The sequence below is a fragment of the Kushneria sp. AK178 genome (assembly GCF_053903105.1).
This window is the reverse complement of the sequence record NZ_CP096381.1, coordinates 2,607,110-2,628,514: the sequence shown is the minus strand read 5'-3', so window position 1 is coordinate 2,628,514 and position 21,405 is coordinate 2,607,110. Positions and strand designations below refer to the sequence as shown.

At 50.2% G+C, this 21,405-nt stretch carries 18 protein-coding genes; 16 read left to right on the top strand and 2 right to left on the bottom strand.

Going from position 1 to position 21,405, the window contains the following annotated elements:
- The first annotated feature begins 370 nt into the window (after positions 1–370).
- Positions 371–1,312: an ATP-grasp fold amidoligase family protein gene (locus tag M1D97_RS12045; protein WP_456267965.1), complete on the top strand. Its 942-nt coding sequence runs from the start codon at positions 371–373 to the stop codon at positions 1,310–1,312.
- A gap of 64 nt (positions 1,313–1,376) precedes the next feature.
- On the opposite strand, the gene M1D97_RS12040 is transcribed toward M1D97_RS12045, so the two are convergent.
- The gene (locus M1D97_RS12040) at positions 1,377–2,774 is read right to left on the bottom strand and encodes an O-antigen ligase family protein (RefSeq protein ID WP_456267964.1); all 1,398 of its coding nucleotides are present in this window, start codon (positions 2,772–2,774) and stop codon (positions 1,377–1,379) included.
- Positions 2,775–3,028: 254 nt separating this feature from the next.
- Between M1D97_RS12040 and glyA the strand changes: the two genes are divergently transcribed.
- The 10 genes from glyA to M1D97_RS11990 all read left to right on the top strand — a co-directional run bounded on the left by glyA (position 3,029) and on the right by M1D97_RS11990 (position 15,979).
- Entirely contained in the window at positions 3,029–4,291 is a 1,263-nt protein-coding gene (gene glyA, locus M1D97_RS12035; protein WP_456267963.1) for a serine hydroxymethyltransferase, read from the top strand.
- Between the two features lie 101 nt (positions 4,292–4,392).
- The gene (locus M1D97_RS12030; RefSeq protein WP_456267962.1) at positions 4,393–5,697 is read left to right on the top strand and encodes an oligosaccharide flippase family protein; all 1,305 of its coding nucleotides are present in this window, start codon (positions 4,393–4,395) and stop codon (positions 5,695–5,697) included.
- A 10-nt stretch (positions 5,698–5,707) separates the two neighbouring features.
- Positions 5,708–7,177, top strand: a complete 1,470-nt coding sequence (locus M1D97_RS12025; protein WP_456267961.1) for an alkaline phosphatase family protein — start codon at positions 5,708–5,710, stop codon at positions 7,175–7,177.
- Between the two features lie 2 nt (positions 7,178–7,179).
- A complete protein-coding gene (locus M1D97_RS12020) occupies positions 7,180–8,205 on the top strand; it encodes a polysaccharide pyruvyl transferase family protein (protein ID WP_456267960.1) in 1,026 nt (341 codons plus the stop codon).
- Between the two features lie 31 nt (positions 8,206–8,236).
- A complete protein-coding gene (locus M1D97_RS12015) occupies positions 8,237–9,541 on the top strand; it encodes an O-antigen ligase family protein (protein ID WP_456267959.1) in 1,305 nt (434 codons plus the stop codon).
- Positions 9,528–10,541 (top strand): glycosyltransferase family 4 protein, encoded by a 1,014-nt coding sequence (locus M1D97_RS12010; protein ID WP_456267958.1) that lies wholly within the window; start codon positions 9,528–9,530, stop codon positions 10,539–10,541. The genes M1D97_RS12015 and M1D97_RS12010 overlap by 14 nt, the downstream gene beginning before the upstream one ends.
- Positions 10,538–11,662 carry a glycosyltransferase family 4 protein gene (locus tag M1D97_RS12005; protein WP_456267957.1) on the top strand — a complete coding sequence of 375 codons (1,125 nt, stop codon included), beginning with the start codon at positions 10,538–10,540 and terminating at the stop codon, positions 11,660–11,662. Before M1D97_RS12010 ends, M1D97_RS12005 begins: the two co-directional genes overlap by 4 nt.
- Before the next feature lie 16 nt (positions 11,663–11,678).
- Positions 11,679–13,085, top strand: a complete 1,407-nt coding sequence (locus tag M1D97_RS12000) for a mannose-1-phosphate guanylyltransferase/mannose-6-phosphate isomerase (RefSeq protein ID WP_456267956.1) — start codon at positions 11,679–11,681, stop codon at positions 13,083–13,085.
- Between the two features lie 21 nt (positions 13,086–13,106).
- Positions 13,107–14,489, top strand: coding sequence for an undecaprenyl-phosphate glucose phosphotransferase (locus M1D97_RS11995; protein ID WP_456267955.1), 1,383 nt, complete (start codon positions 13,107–13,109; stop codon positions 14,487–14,489).
- A gap of 65 nt (positions 14,490–14,554) precedes the next feature.
- Complete coding sequence (locus M1D97_RS11990; protein ID WP_456267954.1) at positions 14,555–15,979, top strand: phosphomannomutase; 1,425 nt, start codon at positions 14,555–14,557, stop codon at positions 15,977–15,979.
- 231 nt (positions 15,980–16,210) lie between these two features.
- On the opposite strand, the gene M1D97_RS11985 is transcribed toward M1D97_RS11990, so the two are convergent.
- The gene (locus tag M1D97_RS11985; RefSeq protein ID WP_456267953.1) at positions 16,211–16,426 is read right to left on the bottom strand and encodes a hypothetical protein; all 216 of its coding nucleotides are present in this window, start codon (positions 16,424–16,426) and stop codon (positions 16,211–16,213) included.
- A 47-nt stretch (positions 16,427–16,473) separates the two neighbouring features.
- Here M1D97_RS11985 and M1D97_RS11980 point away from each other — a divergent pair, with 47 nt between their 5' ends.
- The 5 genes from M1D97_RS11980 (at position 16,474) to M1D97_RS11960 (ending at position 21,396) form a co-directional block, all read left to right on the top strand.
- Positions 16,474–16,764, top strand: a complete 291-nt coding sequence (locus M1D97_RS11980; RefSeq protein ID WP_456267952.1) for a hypothetical protein — start codon at positions 16,474–16,476, stop codon at positions 16,762–16,764.
- A gap of 180 nt (positions 16,765–16,944) precedes the next feature.
- A complete protein-coding gene (locus M1D97_RS11975; RefSeq protein WP_456267951.1) occupies positions 16,945–17,127 on the top strand; it encodes a hypothetical protein in 183 nt (60 codons plus the stop codon).
- A gap of 267 nt (positions 17,128–17,394) precedes the next feature.
- The gene (locus M1D97_RS11970) at positions 17,395–18,213 is read left to right on the top strand and encodes an HAD-IIB family hydrolase (protein WP_456267950.1); all 819 of its coding nucleotides are present in this window, start codon (positions 17,395–17,397) and stop codon (positions 18,211–18,213) included.
- A gap of 21 nt (positions 18,214–18,234) precedes the next feature.
- Positions 18,235–19,455 (top strand): glycosyl transferase, encoded by a 1,221-nt coding sequence (locus M1D97_RS11965; protein ID WP_456267949.1) that lies wholly within the window; start codon positions 18,235–18,237, stop codon positions 19,453–19,455.
- 174 nt (positions 19,456–19,629) lie between these two features.
- Complete coding sequence (locus tag M1D97_RS11960) at positions 19,630–21,396, top strand: type I secretion system permease/ATPase (RefSeq protein ID WP_456267948.1); 1,767 nt, start codon at positions 19,630–19,632, stop codon at positions 21,394–21,396.
- Positions 21,397–21,405: the final 9 nt, after the last annotated feature.

Genomic DNA, 21,405 nt, shown 5'->3' with positions numbered 1-21,405 from the left:
TCCCGCAAAACAGCTGATGAAAGCCGCTGATGCTTTTGTATCAAGCGCGCGTCAGAGTCATTCTTTTGCTGCGAATAAAATACCAGATGAGTCTCGGACTGCCCTGTTTTGGGGCATGAGTGCACTCTCCCGGTGCTGAAAAAGACGCTTCTGCATAGCAGGCACCGAAGCCCATGGATACATTTTTCCCGCTTAGCACGCTTCCCTCGTCAAGACCCGGCTTTTTTAGTCAACAGGGCATCGAGATTTTGTCGGCTGGTCTGACACCGTCAATTCGTCCGGGCCGATACACAAGGGCAGGGATGACGATATGCCATGACGCCCGGACGGGTCGTCGTCATTAGCGTTGAGATCACCAGGGGTAGGAAGCATGAAAAAGCTGCGAAGCCTGATCTATCAGCTGTTCAAGAAGATGCCGGACATCATTTATTTTAATCTGAATTACCTGCGTCTCCATGGACGCTTTTGTAATTTCAGCGCCCCGGAAAGGGTCAGCGAAAAGATCTTCTATCGCATGCGCTATCCGGACCCTGCCTTTTCACGTCTGGCGGATAAAGTGGCCGTCCGCGACTATGTGACGGAACGAGCAGGCTCGCAGTATCTGGTGCCCTTTATCGGCGTGTACGACACGATTACGGAGCGCGAGTTAAGCCGTATCAAAGAGCCGTTCGTGATCAAGGCCAATCACAGCGCCGGCCAGGTCCATGTGGTCAAAAAGCCCTGGCACACGGACATGTTCCAGCTGGCCTGCGAGGCCAATCAGTGGTTGAACTATGACTACGCCGGTCTGCACCGTGAAAAGCACTACCGTGATATCAAGCCGCAGCTGGTGATTGAAAAGGCGCTGCTGGTCGATGGAGAAGTACCGGCCGATTACAAGGTGCTGGTGCTCAACAACGGTGACGAGCAGGAAGTCTATATTCAGCTGATTGCCGGGCGCTTTACCGACATTCGCTGCCAGTTCTTCACCGAAGACTGGGAGATTGCCCCGTTCAACCGCCGCGGCTTCAAACCCCTGCAGGGCGATGATCTCAAGGCGCCGGCGTGTCTTGACGAGATGGTCCGGGTGGCGAAAGCGCTCGCCGAGCCGTTCAGTTTCTGCCGCGTGGACTTCTTTGTGGTCGGCGAGCACTTCTATGTCGGCGAACTGACCTTTACTCCCGTGGCCGGGGAGTTCGTGCTCGACCCGGTCAGCGCCGATGTCGAACTGGGGCGCAAGATCGGTTTCCCGGAACATATCGACCTGAACCAGCCGTCCCGGCAGTCGGTCAGGACCACGGCCTCCCAGACGGCCGAAGGTATTTCGGTATAAACACCGGCTCGATGACCTATAAAAAACGGCAGCCCATGAGGCTGCCGTTTTTTTGGTCGATACCTCAGCTCGGGGGTTGAGAAGAGAGCTGCGTGTGGCAGGCAAGGCGGCGTCGCATGCTGTAGGTGTAGGCCATGCTGCCCACGGCGCCGATGACATAAACCCCGGTGCGGTACGCCATATAGCTTTCAAACAGATTGACGATGGCCCAGAAGATAAAAAACAGCGCTAGAAAGATCATGACATCGCTGGGCATATCACCACGCCGCCAGCTGCGAAAGGCAGCCACGGCGATCACCACAACCGTTGTCAGAAACACCATAAAGCCGGTAATTCCATTGGCCACCAGAACCGTGACATAGCTGCTGTGGAAGTGAGTCAGGTTTGCATGCGTTGCGATAGCGCCAAGTGTTGTATTTTCGACCGGGTTGGTGCTCTGTAGCAGCAGAGGAATGTGGCTCTTGGGTCCCCAGCCAAACCAGGGCTGTTCGGCGACCAGCTGAAGTGCATAGTGCCAGGCATGGATACGAAAACCAATGCTGGAATAGGGAACACTGGACAGATCACCTTCGAGTATTTCCAGTATTACATCATGTTCAGCGAAAATGCGAGATACGATCTCTGGACCAAAAAATAGCCCCAGCAACAGCCCCAGCAGAGCGCTGGCACAAAGCGTCCAGATGATCCGTTTTTTGGCTTGCGCCGTATTTAGACGGCCCTGAGCCAGTAACATCAGCAAGCTTGAAAATGCGACAAGAATCACTACACCAATACCTAGCCAAGCCGAGCGGGTCATGGTAATCGCCCAGGCCATCAGCGCCCAGAGGGCTACCACTGCAAATAGGGTCCTTGCCAGCCAACGTTTCCAGAACGACCAGACAGCGGTCTGCATGAAAAAACGCCAGCCAAAACAGGCCTGGGAAATCAGGATGATGCCCGCGCACACGCCAGCATGCTGCCAGTTCTTGAAGCCCAGTGTAGGGCGGGTACCTGCCTCGATATACTGGACGAGTGTCGCTGGTGTCTCTCCGGTCAATAGCGATCCCACCATCATGCCAAGGATCAGTGCGCCCAGTGTCCATAGCGCAATCCGTGTACTGCCGGCCATCAGCCAGGCGATGGGCAGGATCAAAAATACCTTGGTCAGTCCCCGCATACTCTTGATCTGATCGCCTGCATAGTCCGGAAACATGGCCATGGCCGGGGGCAGGGTAATCAGCTGCAGTAACAGCCAGAGCACAAGGATCAGCCATAACGGATCGCGAAAGGTTCGTAGACGCCGTGGCTGAGCCGACAGGGCAATCAGATAGACCAGCATTAGAAGGGGTTCGAGGGAGCGCGAGACATCCAGACTCAATACCCAGGTAAACATGTAAAGCAACAGCGCGGCAATACCAATGCGGTGGCACCAGCGAGTCGTCGCACTGTGGGACCATATGGGTAGGGAGGACGTATCGACCATGCTGCGACCTGATTGAGAAGAGTTTAATAACTGCCGGCGCAATATAACGAAACGCTTAAGACTTTGACAGAATGTCGAGAAGGGATTTTCTAAAAACTCTTGTCGAAGGATGTCGCTCTCAGGTTCAACATGGCCGCGTTTCAAGTGAAAGCAAAAAAAGCGTTGTGTATGATGACAAGCAATGTTTTTTCTTCATCCGCGCGCCTGTCCAGCCCGTCCGGTGCGTTATCCACCCTATGGTACCGAGGAAGTTCATGTTCACACGCGATATGACCATTGCCGGCTATGACGATGTGCTCTGGCAGGCCATGCAACAGGAAAACGCCCGTCAGGAAGATCACATCGAGCTGATCGCCTCCGAGAACTACACCAGTCCGCGCGTACTGATCGCCCAGGGCTCTCAGCTGACCAACAAGTATGCCGAAGGCTATCCCGGCAAGCGCTACTACGGCGGCTGCGAATTCGTCGACCAGGTCGAAGAGCTCGCCATTGCCCGCGCCTGCGAGCTGTTTGACTGCGACTATGCCAATGTCCAGCCTCATGCCGGCTCTCAGGCCAACAGCGCCGTTTTCCAGGCACTGGTCAAGCCGGGCGATACCGTACTGGGCATGAGCCTGGATGCCGGTGGCCACCTGACCCACGGTGCCAAACCCAACTTTTCCGGCAAGCACTACAACGCCGTGCAGTACGGGCTCAACGATCAGGGCCTGATCGACTACGACGAGGTCGCACGTCTGGCCCGCGAGCACCAGCCGAAAATGATCATCGCCGGCTTCTCGGCCTATTCGCAAATCATCGACTGGGCGCGTTTCCGCGAGATCGCTGACGAAGTGGGTGCCTGGTTTCTGGTCGATATGGCCCACATCGCGGGTCTGGTCGCAGCAGGCGTGTACCCCAGCCCGCTGCCGCATGCCCATGTGGTCACCACGACGACCCACAAGACCCTGCGCGGCCCGCGCAGCGGCCTGATTCTCTCCGCCTTCGGCGATGCCGATCTCTACAAGAAGCTTAACGCTGCTATCTTCCCGGGCGTGCAGGGCGGGCCGCTGATGCACGCCATCGCCGGCAAGGCCGTCTGCTTCAAGGAAGCGCTGGAGCCCGATTTCAAGGCCTACCAGCAGCAGGTCGTCAAGAATGCCAGGGTCATGGCCGGCGTGTTCATGGAGCGTGGCTTTGATGTGGTCTCCGGCGGTACGGAAGACCACCTGTTCCTGCTCTCGCTGGTCAAGCAGGGTCTGACCGGCAAGGACGCCGATGCCGCACTTGGTCGCGCCCATATTACGGTCAACAAGAACGCCGTACCGGGCGACCCGCAGAGCCCGTTCGTGACGTCCGGTCTGCGTATCGGCACCTCTGCCGTGACCACACGTGGCTTCGGAGAAGACGAGTGTCGCGAGCTCGCCGGCTGGATCTGTGACATCCTCGATGCCATGCAAAAGGGTGACAGCACTGAGGCGGAAAATACAGTGAAGAGCCGGGTCGCCAAAGTCTGCGAAAAGCTGCCGGTCTATTCATGATCTGTTAATTTTGCTAATTTTCTAAAAAGCCACGCCTAGCGCGTGGCTTTTCTCATTAGGAATACAATTTCGGCAAAGCAAGGTGATACAGGGAATAAAAAGTGTTGATCAGTACGAAAAACGAACTTTTGTTATCGCTTGCTAAAACTTTTGCTGCAAGAGGCATAGCAGCCTTGGGCGGATTGATATTAGGTGTTTTGCTTGCAAGGCTTTATGGCCCGAGTGGTGTTGGCGTATTCGCGTTAGCTCAAAGTATCGTACTGGGTAGCTCCATAGTCACCAGGTATGGAATGGATGAGTCCTTAATCAGGTTTATTGGGAAAGATCCGACAGGAGTTCATTGTCGAGCTTATTTTAAATTTGCTTTGATAAAAGTTCTTGTTTGGAGCTCATTGTTTGCGATTACCCTATTTTTATTTAGAGAAAAAATAAGTTTTTTATTTTCAGGTGCAGAATTAGTTAGCATACTGCCATTCTTTTGTCTTTCGATACCAGCTTTTACTAGTGCATACTTGTTTGCAGGGTTAATGAAAGGGATGGGAAAGCCAGCAAGTTCTTGTTTTTTAGAAAACGGCTTTGTTTCTCTAATTTGTGCAATTATCGTTACAGTTGTTCATTTTTTACCGATTGAGGATGGCTTATGGGAAGCATCGATCGCTTTTGTTGCTGCATCATGGATAACGATGCTAATCGGTTTTTTAATGGCACGCTCTCTCCCATGGAACAATTTAAATGTTTCTTTGAAAAAAGAGCAAAGAAAAGAATTTGGTAAAGTGTCAGGTTCTTTTTTTATATTGCGATTCTCAACGTTTATAAATACTGTGGTTAGCGTTTTGATCGCTGCTTATTTTCTTGATAATGCGGGAATTGGCATATATCGAAATGTTGAAAGAATAGCCGTTTTAATAAGTTTTTCTTTGATCGTAATTAATGCCGTTTTTCCACCTCGTTTTGCAAAATTATATTACGAAGGCAATTATTCAAGCTTGGAAAAGCTGGCAAAATACAGTGCATTTATCGGGTTTATAACAACAGCACCTATCAGCCTGTTGTGCATGATTAGACCTGATCTGGTTTTGAGTATTTTCGGAGAGCAGTTTGAAAACGGCGCTCTCGCTCTGAGACTTTTAGCGATAGGACATTTGATTAACGTATCGACAGGTTCGGTAGGCTATTTACTCAATATGACTGGAAACGAAAAAGTCATGAAAAACATTGCCCTTGTCTGCAGTCTTATCGGCTTGATAATGATTGTTTTATTGACTCCAATCATGGGTTTTAACGGTACAGCAGTAGGTGCCATGTCGACGTTGATAATACAAAATGTTGTAACCCTTTTCTTTGTGCGTCGAAATTTGGGTATTTGGCCAATACCGCTGATCTCAAAAAAAATGTTGTCTAAATAAAAGGTTTATCATGAAATATTTTGTCATTGGCATTGACGGTGCTAGCGAAGAGTTAATAGAAAAATATGAAATGCCATTTATGAAAAAGATGCTCGAAACTGGAGAAAAGGAAGAATTACATGAAGACTTGATTAGTCGTGGATGGGTAGAAATTTATACAGGACAACATGCATGTAGTAGCGGTGGTTACTACGAAAGGCCTGTAGCAAAAGGTAATATGGAATGGTCCAAAAGTTTTAATTTAAACAATCTTGATAAAAATATTATTCCTATCTGGAAGGTTTTAAACGACCGCAATTTTTCAGTAGGAATCATGAATGTGCCGACAACTTACCCAACGCCGGAAATTAACGGTTTCTTTATCTCGGGAGGCGGTGGAGGAGCTCAAATAAAGGATAATGTGCCTGAAGAATTATGTTATCCCAAAGCCACTGCAAAAGTTTTGAACGATCTAGGATACATCTTGGATGAACGTGTGCCTTCCTTGCTGTGGGAAGAAAAGCTTTTCGATATTCCGAAATTGATCGAAAGGCTCAAGGAAATGGTTAGGAAGAGAGTAGAAGGATACATTGCATTATACGAGCAAAATCCCGTTGACTTTGGCTTTATCGTATTTCGGGCTCCAGTAGTAATAGAATATTTAGCCATCTCTGATGTTGAAAAGCATATGAAAGGTTCTTCTGAGCCTTTCAATGAAATTCTAGTAAAAGAGATAAAAGGGTTTTACCGGTTTTTTGATGAGCAAGTTGAAAAGCTTTTCAGTAGTGTTAAGCCAGAAAAAGCTTTATTTGTATCCGATCATAGTATAAAAACCTATTCAAAAAGCGTTAATTTGAACAGTCTTTTAAAAAAGCATGGATTCCAGAAAGAGGGAAAAAGTAATAAAAAAGTAGCTGCGTATTTAAAAAAGAAAAGGCATTTGATACCGTATGGTTTTCGAAAATGGATAAAAAAAAGCAATGCTGTTAAAAAAAGCTATCAAAGTATAGTTCCGTTTGATCATAAAAAAAGCGTTGCTTTTAATGTAACTCAGATGGGCGCAGGTTATGGATACTACATAAATGATGTCGACAGGTTTGGGGGAAGTGTTCCCGCAGATCGAAAAGAGTTTTGGGTTAATGAAATTATTTCCTGTTTGAACAAGGATGATGAAGCCCAAAGAGTAGGGTTAACTTTTTACCCGAAACAAAGTTTCTATAATGCATCCCCTTCTTCAAATTTCGACATCTTGCCAGATATTATTGTTACAATGCCCGAAGGATGCATGCCTAGTAATGAAAATGAAGCATTAGTGACAGAGTATAAGCCATCTCTGAAAAGTATAGATCTTACAGAAGTAAAGGACGATAATTGGACAGGCGTTAAAGGCTATCATCCCTTGTTTTTAAAGTTTAAACATTCTGAAATGATCGACCTTGATCAGGTGAAATGTCGCGACTTAACTATGACATATCAAACAATTTTGAATGAGATAGAGTAAATATGAAAAAGGTAGGTATTATTACGTTCCATGATGGCTTTAACTATGGGGCTTTCATGCAAGTTTTTTCATTGAAAAAAGCTATAGAAGGTTTAGGCGTTGAATGCGAGGTAATTAATTATAAAAATGCAGCTTTTTATATAAAAGAATTCGTGCATTATGCAAAAAAAGATGGCGATATTAGTGCTAACATAAGAAAAATAAAGAAGTTTCTGAAGTTCCATAAAGAATATCTGGATTTAGGTCCTTTAACACTAAGTCCCCAAAAAATAAACAGAGATTATGATGCGGTGTTTTTCGGCAGCGATGAAATATGGAATATTAACAATGCTGCATTAAAAACAGATTTGACTTATTTTGGTAAAAATATAGATTCTAAAAAAATAGCTTATGCTCCTAGTTTTGGCAGCACAGATCTAAATGACTCAAACCTTGAAAACGTAAAAGAGCTTTTGCGAGATTTTTCCCATATAGCTGTAAGAGATTATAATTCAAAAGCTATTATTAAAGAGCTGTTGGGAGCAGAGCCACCTGTAGTTCCAGATCCAACATTTTTAATCGATCATGAGCCTTACGTCAAAATATCGCCGTTTGAAAATTACATTCTTCTATATGCACCATTTAAATTTAAAGGTGAAGCCGCGGCCAAAATATTAAAGGAAGCTAAAACCAAAAACCAAAAAATAATATCGATAGGCTTTAAGCAGGATGTAGCAGATTATAATATATTAGATGCGGATCCTTTTGAATGGCTTGGTTATATAAAGCATGCAGAAAAAATAATAACAAGCATGTTTCATGGAACCGTTTTTTCAATTATTTTCAATAAAGATTTCAAAACAATACTTACTAAATATAGAGAAAAAAAGTTTAGCGCTACGGTTGATTTTTTTTCAATTGGAAAAAACTTGATTAGCGATTTAGAAGTCATTGATATAGAAGTGGGTATTAATAACTTTGATAATCAAAAAAAAAATTTTAGAGAAAAAGGTGAAGATTACTTAAAAACTAGTTTGGGAACATTGTAATTTTCTAAATCAAGGTTGTTTGGGAAAATATATGTATTACTTAATTTGTTCCGAAAATAGAAAGTTCGAATGTTTTGCATTGGCTGTTATTCTCATAGGTATTTTTTCTTCGGTTACTAATTTGATTCCTCTGGTAGCCTTACCTGATATTTTAATCGCCGCTATTCCATTTTATTTTTTGAATAAAAAGGAGTGTACAGACAAGTGCTTTAAAATTATGTTTTCTTTGCTAGCGATTATCTTTGTTTTTTCTGCTATGTATTATTACAAGCAAATATACAACTATGATTTTTATAGAAGAGATGGCAATGTTTTTGTTACTTATAGCGCCATGTTATTTTTTTTAGTTGTTGATTTTAATTTCAACCCTGTTAAAGTGATCAATAAATTTTTAATATGGTCATGCGCAGTTGCAGTTTTTACTTTCGTTTTGTGGGGAACTGGTGTCTTTAATGTGGGACCAAGCGAATATAGTATGTTGTTTAAGTCACATAATGCAGCCGGTGGATTTTTGGCATTGATATTATCGTTATCTTTCTTTTTTTGGAGTGAAAAAAAGAATAAATTTTACTTTGCCATAATGTTTTTCGCTCTAGTCTGTTTTATATCTACTGAGTCTAGAGGCACTATATTAGCTGTCATAGCTGCAGCTCTAGTCATGAGTTTGGTAAAAAAAAGAGAGTTTAGAATATATTTAACAATATTTTCTTGCTTGTTTTTTTCGTTCGCAATAGGCATGTATGCTCATAGCATGATTCCTCGTTCTCAATATTATCCCGGAGATGAGCCAAGTGTTGAGATAAAAAATTATAATAATGCTTCTCAATACATGAATTTTGGCGTGTTGGAGCGTGAAAATGTTAATACTATCCTAATAAGGATGGGCACGCTTTGGCCTCGCGCAATAGATTTGTTTTATAGAAACCCATATATAGGATATGGGTTTGGTAGTTATGATGATCGTCCCTACGAACCCTATAAATTTAACTCTAGCTTAGAATTTAATAATGTTTACTCTAGCGGTAACGTAAGGCATACATCATCTCATGCGCATAACAGTTTCTTAAATTTTGCGGCAGAAATGGGATTGGTAGGCATTATAATAGTTTTAATTTTTTCTTTGGTTATTCATAGCATTGTTTTAAAGGTTAGGCCGGTTTATATTTCAAAAGCATTGGAGCTATCATGGCTGATTGTTTTGTTCTCTTCTCTAACAGAACATAGACTTACAACGCCGTCACAGGTTTTGCCAATTATGTTAATAACAGGCCTTTTGTTTTCTTGCAGAAAATATATGCACAATAATAAAGGGGTATTAACTGATGCTGGTTATTAACTCTAAATTTAAGTCTCAGCGCTTGACAGGCGTTCAGCGGACAGCAAAGGAATTAATTGATAGGTTTGAACAACCTTATGAAGAGTTTGTTCCTGCTTACCATAACAGATGGTACGGGATTGCTTGGGAACAATTTGCGCTACCCGCAAAAATTAAAAAAAACGACCTTCTATTCTCACCATGCAATATAGGACCAATCAGCCATAAAAATCAGGTCGTATGCATTCACGATGTAGGAGTTCTTGAACACCCTGAATGGTACAATAAAAAGTTTGCGCAGTATTATAATTTTGTATGGTCTAAAATGAAAAATACCGTTAAGCAATTTACTACGGTTTCTCATTTTTCTAAAGAAAGAATGGTCATCTGCTTGGGTATACCTCATGAGTCCATCGAAATTATACCGAATGGAGTATCTGAGTCGTTTTATGCCAAGCAAACGATATCAATTGTTCAGAGTCGATTTTATTTTTTGGATAATTATGTTTTATGTGTTGGAAGTTTTGATGCAAGGAAAAACCAAAGTGTTTTGCTAGAAGCATGGCAGGATATAAAAGAAAGGTATCCTGATGTTACCTTGGTTTTTGTCGGCGAAAGAGGCAAAAATTTCAATCAGGATGATATTGGTTCAAACGATAGAGGTGTTGTTTTCACCGGTTACGTAAGTGACGAAGAGCTAATTCTATTGTACAGGCATGCGCAGGTTTTTGTATATCCATCTATTTATGAAGGATTTGGTCTGCCGGTTTTAGAAGCGATGGCCAGCGGTACGCCTGTTATAACTTCTATAAATAGCCCGATGGAAGAGTTTGCTGCTGAAGCTGGCATAATGGTCGATCCAAAAAATATTTCAGATATCAAAGGTTCATTAGAATTTATGCTTGAAAATGAATCGAGGCGTGAGGATTTCTCTCGAAAAGGAATCGCTATTGCAAAATCCATGAGATGGGAAGAGTCAGCAAAAGCATATGAGAATCTTTTCAAGAGAATAGAGCCATGAAAGTTGCAGTAGTTGCGGATTGGTTGACTGCATATGCAGGTGCCGAACGAGTAATTGAGGCGATAATAGAGATTTACCCTCAAGCAGATATTTATACGACAGTATATGATGCCAAGGGTATGAAAAACTCAAAGATAAACAATTTCAAAGTGTATGAAACTTTTATATCAAAACTTCCCAAGGCTAAAAAGTGGTACCAAAAGTATTTGCCTTTAATGCCGTTGGCTATCGAGCAACTGGATCTTTCATCCTATGATGTCGTCATTTCCAGTTCGCATGCAGTAGCCAAGGGTGTCATTACAGGGCCTGATCAGCTACATGTCTGCTATTGCCATTCCCCCATTCGGTATGCTTGGGATTTTCAACACCAGTACTTGCGAGAAGCAGGTATGTCGAAAGGCATTAAAAGTTGGGTTGCCAGGTGGTTGCTTCACCGAATCAGGTTGTGGGATGTACGCACGTCAAATGGCGTAGATGTCTTTATTGCCAATTCGAAGTATATCGCGCGTCGAATTAATAAGGTCTATGGGCGTAAGGCCAGCGTAATTTACCCAAATGTTGCTATTGATGATTTTCAAGTAAATCAGAATAAGGAAGACTTTTATCTAGCAGCTTCTCGGTTGGTTCCCTATAAAAGGGTCGATCTTATCGTCGAAGCCTTTAGTCAAATGCCAGATAAAACGCTTGTTGTTATTGGCGATGGCCCTCAAATGGAGAGTATTCGTGCAAAGGCTGGCAGTAATGTCACCCTGATGGGATACCAGAATTTTGATGTGCTCAAGGGGCACATGTCGCGTGCAAAAGCTTTCGTTTTTGCTGCTGAAGAAGATTTCGGCATTATGCCTGTTGAAGTTCAGGCCTGTGGTACGCCAGTGATTGCTTATGGACGCGGTGGTTCTCTGGAAACAGTGGTTGAAGGTCAAACAGGTACTTTTCTACATGAACAAACAGCAATTTCTATCTGTGATGCGGTGTCTACCTTTGAAGCGCGTCAGGAACCATGGTCTCATGAGACCATAAGGAAGAATGCAGAACGCTTTTCAACAGAGCGTTTTCAACGTGAATTCAAAGTGCTTATCGATACGCATTACAAAGATCTTTGCAACCAGCGCGGTTTTTAAAACAGGATATATAGATATGTTGCCCATCATTATGGCAGGTGGCTCCGGCTCGCGTTTATGGCCGCTCTCACGGCCTCATTACCCGAAGCAGTTTATTGCTCTGACGGATGATGGGAGGTCCATGCTGCAGCAGACCATTAAACGCCTGGAGGAGATAGAGCATCAGCCGGCGTTACTAATCTGTAATGAAGAGCATCGTTTTTTGGCGGCTGAGCAGCTACGTGTGATGGGTACGCAGCACAGCGGTATTTTATTGGAGCCTTTTGGACGTAATACGGCGCCAGCTATCGCCCTTGCCGCTATGGAAAGTATGGCCAACGGTGAGGATCCCGTTTTACTGGTTCTGGCAGCGGATCATTACATGGACGACGTTGCTGCTTTTCAGGAGGCTGTGCTCAAGGCTCAATTGGCGGCTGAAGAAGGGTGCTTGGTCACTTTCGGTATAAAGCCGACGTATCCGGAAACCGGCTATGGCTATGTCAAGGCCGGCGAAGGCGGGACACAGGGCTATGCCCCCGTACAGTCTTTCGTGGAAAAGCCTGATGAGGTAACAGCGCAGCGCTATCTTGAGGAAGGGGGCTATTACTGGAACAGCGGCATGTTCATGTTCAGGGCCAGCCGTTATCTGGAAGAACTGGGTAAATACCGACCGGATATTCTTGAAGCCTGTCAGCGTAGCATGGCTCATGTCAGCTCTGACATGGATTTTCTGCGCATTGATGCGGCTGCGTTTGAAACTTGCCCGTCGGAATCCATTGATTATGCGGTGATGGAACATACCGATAGCGCCGTGGTAGTGCCCATGGAGGCCGGCTGGAGCGATGTCGGTAGCTGGTCGGCCGTCTGGGAGGTCAACGACAAGGATGAGGCCGGTAACGTCAGTCATGGCGATGTGGCCATCCATCAAAGCAGCAACTGTCTGGCCTATTCCCAAAGCCGCCTTGTGAGCCTGGTGGGGCTGGATAACATCATGGTGGTAGAAACCAAGGATGCTGTACTGGTCGCGAGCCGTGACAATGCTCAGGAGGTCAAGACGCTTGTGGAGAGGCTCAAGGCCGAGGGCCGCAAGGAGGTATCCCAGCATCGCGAAGTGTATCGGCCCTGGGGAAAATACGATGCGATCGATTGCGAAGCGCGTTATCAGGTCAAGCGTATTACGGTGAACCCCGGCCAAAAGCTTTCAGTGCAGATGCATCATCACCGCTCGGAGCACTGGGTCGTTGTTTCTGGGACTGCACTGGTGGGTATCAACGGTGAGGAACGGCTGGTGGCCGAAAACGAGTCCGTTTACATCCCTTTGGGCGCGACCCATTTCATGGCGAATCCGGGAAAAATCCCGTTGGAGCTTATCGAAGTGCAGTCGGGCGCCTATCTGGGGGAAGATGATATTGTGCGCTTCGAGGATCTGTACGGGCGTCAATAGTGTTGTGAGGTAATCGGGGTTGTGGCTAACAAAGGCGCACTATTAATTGAACGAGCACCACTGCCACTGTTGGCAATGGTGCTCGATGCCGTCGCAATTTTAGCGGGCGGTATGGCCGCTTATTTCTATCGATTTGGTCACTGGGATGTTGAAGAGCGCTACTTTTGGGCGCTGACCGTCATCACTCTTTTATCGTTGATGCTGAACAGCTCAGCGGATGCCTATAGACGCTGGCGTACTCGCAGCCTGTACGACATTCTTTTCAAGCTGATGCTGGTCTGGGGCGGCGTGACGGTTTTTGCCACCTCTATCATCTATTTCGTTCACGTCGCCGAGCGCTATTCCCGCTTATGGCTGGTAATGACCATGGCATTTTCACTTGTCATTGCCATGGGCGTGCGTTGGGCTGCCAGAAATATACTGGCCCGATACAGGCTGCGTGGCCGCCATCGACGCCATGTTTTCATGGTTGGTCCCGGGGCGACTTTATTAAGCATTACACGTCATATGCGTGCTCAGCAGGTCGTCGGTTATTCCGTGGCTGGCGTACATCGTTTAAGCAGTGATACCGATTCAGAAAACCTGGCCTGTATATCACGTCGCGTTGCGCAATCTGGCTGTAGTGAAGTCTGGATCTGTATGCCATTGAGCATGGGGAGTGTGGTTCAGAGCCTGATGTATGCGTTGCGTTATCAGACGGTGGAGATTCGTTTTTTCCCGGAGCTTTCTGATCTGCCACTACTTAATCATCGTGTCAGCGAAATAGTGGGGCTGTATAGCATCGACCTGAGCGTTAGCCCCATGGCGGGTGGCGCGCGTCTCATCAAGCGACTGGAAGATATTGTTCTTGGGACGATCCTGTCCGTTCTGGCATTACCGGTCTGCATCTTCATTGCTATTGCCGTTAAATACTCGTCACCGGGGCCCATACTGTTCAAACAGTATCGTACCGGTTTCAACGGAAAGCGTTTCAAGGTGTACAAGTTTCGCTCGATGAAAGTCCATAAGGAAAATAATGATCAGGTGACTCAAGCGAGAAAAGGAGATAGTCGTCTTACCTTGATAGGCGCCTTTTTGCGCCGCACGTCTTTGGACGAGCTGCCGCAATTTTACAATGTCCTGCAGGGCCGTATGTCGATTGTGGGACCAAGGCCGCATGCGCTGGCTCACAATGAGCATTACAAGGAGCTGGTGCAGTCCTATATGCAGCGCCACAAGGTAAAGCCCGGTATTACTGGCTGGGCGCAGGTCAGTGGCCTTCGTGGCGAAACGGATACTCTGGAGAAAATGCAGAAGCGCGTTCAGCATGATCTCTGGTATATCGATAACTGGTCGCTTGGGCTCGATTTAAAGATTATTCTCCTGACCTTTATCAAAGGGTTTGTTGGCAAGAATGCCTATTAGTGGATAGAACCGTGCTGAGCATAAGGTGCTCGGTGCCGAATGTTTTAAGGGCTGGGCTTTATAGAATGCAGGTCGATTTAATTTTACAAAATTCAAATATAGCCTTTGGCACCAGCGGTGCCCGCGGTCTTGTGGAAGATTTCACTGATGAAGTCTGCGCGGCATTTACAGCTGCGTTTTTGACCCTGATGCGTGAGCAGGAAGGCGCTTCGAAAGTGCCCATCGGATTTGATCGACGTCCGAGCAGCCCGGCCATGGCGGCAGCTTGTACGGCGGCGGCACGTAGTATGGGGTTCGAAGTCACCGATTACGGCATTTTGCCCACGCCGGCACTGGCATTGCAGTCGATGGCCGATGGCATTCCCGCCATCATGATCACCGGTAGCCATATTCCCTTCGACCGCAACGGCATCAAGTTTTACCGACCGCAGGGGGAAATTACCAAGCAGGATGAACAGGCGATTCTTGAAGTAACAGCAGAGCTTCCCGAACCGGATGGCATTACCAGGGAACCAGAAAAAGACGAGGCACGCACTCACTATACCGCGCGCTACATTGACTGGTTTGAAGGTAAACCACTGACTGGCAAGCGAGTGGGGCTTTATCAACACTCTGCTGCCGGACGTGATCTCAATGGGCAGGTGCTCGAAGCGCTGGGCGCTGAAGTGATCGTGTTGGGCCGCAGCGAACAGTTCGTACCGGTAGATACGGAAGCGGTCGGCGAAGAAGACCGCCTACAGGCGCGCCTGTGGGCCCGTGAGCACCGGCTGGATGCTCTGCTGACCACGGATGGTGATGGTGATCGGCCGCTATTGGCCGATGAGCGGGGTGAGTGGCTGCGTGGTGATATTCTGGGGCTGCTTTGCGCTCGCGAGCTTCAGATCCAGGCGCTGGCCGTACCGGCAAGCTGCAATACCGCTATCGAAGGCTGCGGGGCCTTTGATGAGGTAACACGTACCCGTATCGGTTCTCCATATGTTCTTGCAGGCATGGCCCAGCTGTCTGCTCGGTACGAGCGGGTGGCCGGCTTTGAGGCCAATGGCGGATTTCTGCTGGGGACTAGCCTTAAAAAAGGTGATTGCCAAATGGTGGCGCTACCGACCCGCGATGCGCTGTTACCAGCTCTGACCCTGATGGTAGCTGCGTCACGCCACCAACAGCCGCTATCAGCGCTCGTGGCCGGTTTGCCAGCGCGTTATACTGCCAGTGATCGATTAAAGGAATTTCCCGTTGAACGTAGCCGATCAATGATCGCTCGCTGGGAAATTCATCCGCAGGAAATGTGTGACACCCTGGGCCTGGGTGAAGCAATCAGTACAATGGATGTGACGGATGGGCTGCGTGTGACTCTGGAAGGTGGCGACATTATTCATTTGCGCTCCTCTGGTAATGCGCCAGAGCTGCGCTGCTACGCCGAAGCGTCAAGCGAAGAGAAGGCGCAAGAGTGGGTGGCCCATGTGCTGAAACGACTGTACGAAATGCCGAGTTGATTATGTCGATCTTGCTGCGTCAAAGGTGCCATCGTGTTCTGATTGAAGGCATTGAAATAGCTCGAGCAATGTCCCTATAGTGTTCAGTCAGCCTTCGAAAACGGCACCCTCCGGGTGCCGTTTTTTATCGCCTGGTACAAGCCGCTTAAGCGCTTTTATCAGGGATGATCTCTTTGCTTTAAAAAAGCGCCGTACATCAACATCAAAGGGCGGCCCATCTGACTATCATGCTCAAAGACTGCGCATCGCCGAGACGTCATAGTCATCATCGTTGGCGCTGTCGGTATTCGAGCGTGGCTTGGCAGCGCCCATGATGATCAGGGCGTGTTCATCGCCCATGACACGCTGCCGGGTCTTCACGGCGCGCCCGAAGCGGCTGGCCAGCCACAGGCTGATACCACACCAGACCACCATTGCTACTGCCATCGTCATCAACAAGGAAGTCATGAAGGCTCTCCTGCGTGGGATATTGCCACGCAGGATGACCTCTCGAGATGACGTCACGGCGTCAGACAGATGACGCTTTGGTGAATACTGTGCCATTCAGGGCCCATGACCGCGTTTCCGGCGTGGCCGACCTCCTCAGGGCAGTGGAAATTTTTCGGGAACGTATCACGCCTTCAAAAGCCCCTGCTGATGACGTGGTGGCGTTCTCGGAAAACAGCCTTTGGCATCAGGGCGTTATCCTGATGACTGGTTGTCGGGTGACCAGTGGCATCATTCTTTCAGCATCATCGTCAGTCATTGGTGTGGAATGGCTCAAAAATCTCTCATTCCTTTGTTGATCGAGGAGTATGAAACGGCCGGATATCTTTTGGCATAAACCGGTTAAAGCACCTGATAAACCCCTTGATACTGCTGGCTTATTTTGATGATTAGCCCGCAAATCTGCACATATTGTTACCTTGTGTTGCGTCATCTTTCCCTCGTTCACATTTACCGCACCGACGGTGGAGACAGGGAAAATGAGTCAGGCAACCATTGCACTTCTTATCATTCTATTTCTGGGCGGGACTGTTGCATGGTGGAACGGCAACCGCGACAGTGGCAGCAGCGGTGGCCACTCCGGCTATCACCAGGACAGCGGTCACGGCAGCGGTAGTGGCGGTGGCAACATCAATTATCCTGATCCGCAGCAGTGCTCCTGAAGGCACGCCGGCTGACAGAATCCGCTCGTCGCTGAGGCCACACCGCCGTTGCCCGGGGGACAGCAAGGGGCCCATCGCTTGATTGCGATGGGCCCTTTGTGTTTGAGGCGCTGTCACTCGAATGCGGCCCGTGCCGTGGCAGCGCCCCCTGATGTCACGCGCCAACCCTTCGAGTCGTTCCGGCAGCGTATGGTGTGCCGGTATCCAAAGAGGCTATTCTGACGACCCCTGTCGCCAATAACGGCCTTTTCTTATAGAGCGGATGCCATGACAACCACGCCACAATCGCCGCTGCTGGTGTTTACGGACCTGGACGGGTCTCTGCTGGACCATGTCACTTACGATTACACCCCCGCCATGGCCTGGCTTAAGCGTCTCAAGGCGCGGTCCGTGCCGCTGATCATCAACACCAGCAAGACGGCGGCCGAGGTCATGGTGCTGCATCAGGCGCTGGGGCTCGGTGCGCCGTTTATCACCGAAAACGGCGCCGCCATTTATCTACCGGCCTTCTGGTGTCTGGATGAAACGCCCGACGAGCGGGGCTGGGCGGATATCGTGCTGGGAGAGTCCTATCGCCGCATTCGCAGCGTCCTGGAGGCCGTCAGAAACACCGAGCGATTCCGGTTCCGCGGGTTCGGGGATTTCAGTATCGAGGAAGTGGCCGAGCATACCGGCCTGAAGGCGCCGGATGCCGAGCTGGCCCACCTTCGAGACGCCTCCGAGCCACTGATCTGGGAAGACAGCGATGAGGCGCTCGAGCGTTTTCAGCGGCTGCTGATCGGCGCCGGGCTGTCGCTGAGCCGGGGCGGGCGCTTTTATCACGTGCTGGGGGATAACACCAGCAAGGGGCGTGCCATCGCCTGGCTGGTGGATCGCTATCATCTGCTCAAGGGACAGCGCCCCCTGACGGTGGGGCTGGGGGATGGCCCCAACGATGTGGCGATGCTGGAAAGCGTCGATCGGGCGGTGCTGATTCGCGGCGAGCATAACCTCGACATCCACATCGCGGATACTGTTCAGCTCTATACAACAACACAAAAGGGTCCGGCGGGCTGGTCGGAGGGTCTTGATCACTGGCTGGGCTGACAGCGACAGGGGAGAGACGCCATGAGCGATTTTTACCAGAACGGCATCATCACCAACTTCCACAATCTCACGCGGCGCCCGCTGGAAGCGCTGGAGGCGGAGCTGGCGGGTTTTTCGAAGCGCCGCCCAATGGGGCTGATCCTGCCCTCGCTTTATTCCGAACTGGAAGGTCCGGCGCTTACGCGCATCATCGACCAGATCTCGCAGGTCGATTACCTCAGCGAAATCATCATCGGGCTGGACCGGGCCAACCGGGATCAGTTTCTCCATGCCCGGGAGTTCTTCTCCCGCCTGCCCCAGCGCCATCGTATTCTCTGGAACGACGGCCCGCGTCTGAAGGCGCTGGATGACGCGCTGGCCGCCGAATCGCTGTCGCCGCAGGCACCGGGCAAGGGGCGCAATGTGTGGTTCTGCTCGGGATACGCCATCTCATCAGGCCGCACCGAGGCGATCGCGCTGCATGACTGCGACATCACCACCTACGACCGCTCGATGCTGGCGCGGCTGCTCTATCCGGTCGCCAATCCGCACTTCAACTACGAGTTCTGCAAGGGCTATTACGCCCGCATCGCCGAGGGCAAGCTCAACGGGCGTGTCGGGCGGCTGATGGTGACGCCGCTGCTGCGCGCACTGAAGCGGATCCACGGGCCGCTGGACTATCTGAACTATCTCGACAGCTATCGCTACCCGCTATCGGGTGAGTTCGCCATGCGCGCCGATGTGTTGAACGACATTCGCATTCCCAGCGACTGGGGGCTCGAGATCGGCGTGCTCTCCGAAGTCCACCGCAACTACTCGACCAAGCGCCTGTGTCAGGTGGATATCGCCGACAACTACGATCACAAGCATCAGCCGCTGTCGCCGGAAGACGCCTCCACCGGGCTCTATCGCATGAGCACCGACATCGCCAAGGCGCTGTATCGCAAGCTGGCCACGCTTGGCGTCACCATGAACGAGGCGCACTTTCGAACGCTCAAGGCGACTTACTACCGAACCGCCCTCGATATCATCGAGAACTACTACCATGATGCGATGATGAATGGTCTCAGAGTCGATCGCCACAGCGAGGAGCAGGCCGTGGAGCTCTTCGCCCAGAGCATCATGGATGCCGGCGTTGCCTTTCTGGATAGCCCCCGCGACAAGCCCTTCATCCCGAGCTGGAGCCGGGTGCAGTCCGCCTTTCCCGATATGCTCGAGCGCATGTATGACGCCGTGGAAGCCGACAACCGCGGCGATGTGTAGCGCCATGGCGTCTGGAAACCGGCCCTCGCCCTGGCGGGGCCGGTCCATGGGCATACCGATTAACGTTACATTTTAAAACGCGATAGTGTCAGGGGGACTCGGGGGCTGTCATGGTTCTGTCATACCTGCTGCCCACGATACCCAGGTCACCCGCCCGGGCATTAGAGGTTTTTCATGGCAGCAGCAGGAACGTCCAATGATCTGGCACTGGCGCTGAAGGCCTGTCGACGCTCGTTTGTGTCGGTAGGAGGATTCAGCATGGGCATCAATCTCTTGATGCTGGTGCCGCCGCTTTACATGCTGCAGGTCTATGACCGGGTCATCACCACCCGCAGTGTCGACACTCTGATCATGCTGACACTGATCGTGGTATTTCTGTTTCTGGTCATGGGCGGTCTCGAGCTGGTGCGCTCGCGTATCCTGGTGCGGACCGGCAACCGGCTGGAAACGCTGACCAATACGCGCATCTACCGCGCCATGTTTCGCCGCAGCCTGCTGCGCTCGGGCCAGCAGACGGCGCAGCCCTTGAACGATCTCACCACGCTTCGCCAGTTTCTCACCGGCAACGGGCTGTTTGCCTTTTTCGATGCCCCCTGGATACCGATCTACATCGGCGTGCTCTTTCTCTTCAATGTCTGGTTTGGTGTCTTCGCTGTTGTGGCGGGGCTGGTACTGCTGGCGCTGGCGCTGGCCAACGAGCGCGCCACGCGCCGGCTGCTGGCCGAGGCCGGCACCGAACAGATTCAGGCCCAGGAGCTGGCCAATGCCAACCTGCGCAATGCCGAGGTCCTGCATGCCATGGGCATGGTGTCCGGCATCCAGTCGCGCTGGGCGCAGCGCCATCACGACTATCTGGTTCGCCAGTCGCAGGCCAGCGACCGCTCGGGGACGCTGGCCAATCTCTCCAAGGTGCTGCGTCTGGCCTTTCAGTCCCTGATTCTGGGGCTGGGAGCCTGGCTGGTCCTGCAGGACAGCATCACGCCCGGCATGATGATCGCGGGCTCCATCCTGATGGGGCGAGCGCTGGCGCCCATCGATCAGATGATCAATGCCTGGAAGGGTTTTGTTGGGGCCCGTTCGGCGCACCAGCGTCTCACCGCCCTGCTGGACGAAGTGCCGGCCGACAGCGAGCGCATGTCCCTGCCCGCCCCCCAGGGCGATATCCGCGTGGAAGGTGTCTCGGCGGCTCCGCCGGGTGTGCGTCTGCCGACCCTGCGCGGCATCAATTTCACGCTGGCGCGAGGCGAGCAGGTGGGCATTATCGGTCCCAGCGCGTCGGGGAAATCGACCCTGGCGCGGGTGCTGCTGGGCATCTGGCCCACCCAGGTAGGCACCGTGCGGCTGGATGGCGTGGATGTGGCCCAGTGGCCGCGCGAGGAGCTGGGCCCTCATATCGGCTATCTGCCGCAGGACATCGAGCTTTTTGACGGCACCATCAGCGAGAATATCGCTCGTCTGGGCGAGGTTGATGCCGAGAAGGTGGTGGAAGCCGCCCGCATGGCGGGCGTTCACGACATGATCCTGCAGCAGCCGCAAGGCTATGACACGCCGATCTCCTCCGGCGGCGGGGCGCTCTCCGGCGGCCAGCGCCAGCGTATCGGGCTGGCGCGCGCCCTCTATGGCCGCCCGGTCATGGTGGTACTGGATGAGCCCAACGCCAACCTGGACGACAGCGGCGAGCGCGCCCTGATTCAGGCCCTGGCGCGGCTGCGTCAGATGAAAACCACCGTCTTTGTCATCTCGCATCGACCCGCCACGCTCAAGGCCGTCGACCGACTGCTGGTCATGAAGGAGGGGCAGGTCAGTGCCTTCGGCCCCCGTGACCAGGTCGTGGCGCATCTTCAATCACAGAAGTCGAGTACCGTTCGACCCATGAACTCTCCGGCTTCCGGCACCTCCGAAACGTCGGACCCTCAGACAGCTGCGGCAGGCAACCAATGAGCACCTCAA

Excerpts from the sequence above, each read along its gene's own strand:
- M1D97_RS12010 (WP_456267958.1), top strand. The coding sequence starts at position 9,528 with ATGCTGGTTATTAACTCTAAATTTAAGTCTCAGCGCTTGACAGGCGTT.
- M1D97_RS11975 (WP_456267951.1), top strand. The coding sequence starts at position 16,945 with ATGAGTCAGGCAACCATTGCACTTCTTATCATTCTATTTCTGGGCGGG.
- M1D97_RS12000 (WP_456267956.1), top strand. The coding sequence starts at position 11,679 with ATGTTGCCCATCATTATGGCAGGTGGCTCCGGCTCGCGTTTATGGCCG.
- M1D97_RS12005 (WP_456267957.1), top strand. The coding sequence starts at position 10,538 with ATGAAAGTTGCAGTAGTTGCGGATTGGTTGACTGCATATGCAGGTGCC.
- glyA (WP_456267963.1), top strand. The coding sequence starts at position 3,029 with ATGTTCACACGCGATATGACCATTGCCGGCTATGACGATGTGCTCTGG.
- M1D97_RS12045 (WP_456267965.1), top strand. The coding sequence starts at position 371 with ATGAAAAAGCTGCGAAGCCTGATCTATCAGCTGTTCAAGAAGATGCCG.
- M1D97_RS12040 (WP_456267964.1), bottom strand. The coding sequence starts at position 2,774 with ATGGTCGATACGTCCTCCCTACCCATATGGTCCCACAGTGCGACGACT.
- M1D97_RS11980 (WP_456267952.1), top strand. The coding sequence starts at position 16,474 with ATGACGTCACGGCGTCAGACAGATGACGCTTTGGTGAATACTGTGCCA.
- M1D97_RS11990 (WP_456267954.1), top strand. The coding sequence starts at position 14,555 with ATGCAGGTCGATTTAATTTTACAAAATTCAAATATAGCCTTTGGCACC.
- M1D97_RS11970 (WP_456267950.1), top strand. The coding sequence starts at position 17,395 with ATGACAACCACGCCACAATCGCCGCTGCTGGTGTTTACGGACCTGGAC.
- M1D97_RS11960 (WP_456267948.1), top strand. The coding sequence starts at position 19,630 with ATGGCAGCAGCAGGAACGTCCAATGATCTGGCACTGGCGCTGAAGGCC.
- M1D97_RS12020 (WP_456267960.1), top strand. The coding sequence starts at position 7,180 with ATGAAAAAGGTAGGTATTATTACGTTCCATGATGGCTTTAACTATGGG.
- M1D97_RS11965 (WP_456267949.1), top strand. The coding sequence starts at position 18,235 with ATGAGCGATTTTTACCAGAACGGCATCATCACCAACTTCCACAATCTC.
- M1D97_RS12025 (WP_456267961.1), top strand. The coding sequence starts at position 5,708 with ATGAAATATTTTGTCATTGGCATTGACGGTGCTAGCGAAGAGTTAATA.
- M1D97_RS12015 (WP_456267959.1), top strand. The coding sequence starts at position 8,237 with ATGTATTACTTAATTTGTTCCGAAAATAGAAAGTTCGAATGTTTTGCA.
- M1D97_RS11985 (WP_456267953.1), bottom strand. The coding sequence starts at position 16,426 with ATGACTTCCTTGTTGATGACGATGGCAGTAGCAATGGTGGTCTGGTGT.